Source organism: Collinsella sp. OM07-12 (assembly GCF_003438275.1).
Lineage (GTDB): Bacteria > Actinomycetota > Coriobacteriia > Coriobacteriales > Coriobacteriaceae > Collinsella.
The window spans coordinates 1-1,811 of the sequence record NZ_QSTQ01000047.1 but is presented as its reverse complement, the minus strand read 5'-3'; the positions used below and the strand labels follow the sequence as shown (position 1 = coordinate 1,811).

Genomic DNA, 1,811 nt, shown 5'->3' with positions numbered 1-1,811 from the left:
TCGTCGGCGCGTTCTTCGGCGTGCTGGCGTAAGGGCCCGGCCTATTATCTGCCCCCAAGGGAAACGGCGACCCGTTGTGGTCGCCGTTTTTTATTACCGAAAGCTAGTTGGAGGTGCTTCGTGATTCGATCTGACAATCCACCCGATAATGGCGTGAGCGGGGCGATGTATCTATTTGGCACGGCGCTCTTGTGGAGTTTTATCGGCATCCTCGTTCGCGCCAATTCGCAGTCAGCTCTTTTGATCGGTGCCGTTACGGCAATATTTATGGCGCTCTTTATCCTGCTCGTCGGCAGGCCCGTCCTCCGCGTCAGTCGTCTTATTGTCCTTGTGGCCGTCTGCAACTTCGTGACGGGCACCACGTTTAACTTTGCCAACCAGCTCACGACGGTCGGCAACGCGATCGTCCTGCAGTACACCTCGATGATTTTCGTTATCGTGTATCAATCGCTCGCAACCCGCACGTTGCCCTCGCCTGCAAAGATTGCTTCCGTGGTGGTTGCTTTTACGGGTATGGGACTTTTCTTTTTAGGTGATTTGAGCGCCGAGGGCATGCTCGGCAACCTGCTTGCCGTCATTTCGGGCGCCACCTTTGGGCTGTGTTTCTTTTTAAACTCTCGCCCCGATGCGTCGCCCATGGTGTCCTCGCTCATCTCCTGCGGCATCTCGATACTTCCGATCGTCTATTTTGCCGGCGACCTAGGCTCTGTGAAACCCTTTGAGTGGGGGCTTATGCTGGTGCATGGCCTTTTTTGCAGCGGCCTTGCGAGTGTGCTGTATGCCAAGGGGATTGCGCGCACCAACGCGTTTGCGGCCAACTTGGTTTGCATGAGTGAGGTCGTGCTCGCTCCCTGCTGGTCGGCGCTCCTCTTTGGCGAGGTCTTTAGCTGGAACGAGTTCTTGGGCGCGGCGATGATCGTTTTGGTGATTGTGGCCAACTTGGCATCCGATGCTTTTGGCGACGGCTTTCTGGTGGCGCTTGTCCGCCATCGAAACAAAGAGCGCGCCTGACGGGATACGTCTGCCGTTTACGGTAAAAAACACTCCGCTGAGCGAGTGGTATTAAATAGTAAGAACCTGCATACCTATAATTGGTATCAAATCATTTGTGCCTGGCATGGGTGTTAGCAGCACACCAGGTACGCTTCGAGCCGTGGAATCGAACTCCCGGAATTGATATCAACAACGCGCGCGACGGGAGTGACGACGGTTCGAGATTCCTTATTGGGAGGAATTATGCTTGTCCAAGCAATCCTCGTCGGCTTAGTCGGAGCGTTTGGATGCCTCGACTACCAGCTCGGCACCCTCTACGCGTTCCGCCCCATCGTCCTGTGCCCGCTCGTGGGCCTGGTGCTGGGGGACCTGCAGACTGGCCTTGCCGTTGGCGCCAGCCTGGAGTTGCTGTTCATGGGCTCGATCTCCATCGGCGCCTACGTGCCGCCTAACGAAACCGTCGGCGGCGTGCTCGCCTGCGCGTTTGCCATTCAGCTCGGTCAGGGTACCGAGACGGCCATCGCGCTCGCCATGCCCATCGCCGTCCTTGCACTGACGATCGGCAACATTACCAATGCCTTGTTCCCTGTGTTTGTCGATATGGCAGACAAGTTCGCCCTCAAGGGAAACCTCAAAGGCATCTACGCCGTTCATTGGGGAATTGGAATCTGGGGCTGCGTCGAGTACTTCCTGCTGTGCGGCGGCGCCTTCTATTTGGGTTCCGACGCCATCCAGGGCCTGCTCGACTTCATCCCGCCCTTCATCATCGACGGTTGCGGCGTTGCCGCCAACATCCTGCCTGCCATGGGCTTCGCCAT

At 57.2% G+C, this 1,811-nt stretch carries 2 protein-coding genes; both read left to right on the top strand.

The features are described from left to right. Nucleotides 1-120 precede the first annotated feature (120 nt). The gene (locus DXB98_RS09975) at nt 121-1,011 is read left to right on the top strand and encodes a DMT family transporter (RefSeq protein ID WP_233505160.1); all 891 of its coding nucleotides are present in this window, start codon (nt 121-123) and stop codon (nt 1,009-1,011) included. A gap of 225 nt (nt 1,012-1,236) precedes the next feature. Continuing rightward, nucleotides 1,237-1,811: PTS sugar transporter subunit IIC (locus DXB98_RS09970; RefSeq protein WP_147330331.1), on the top strand; the 575-nt coding region annotated here is incomplete at its 3' end.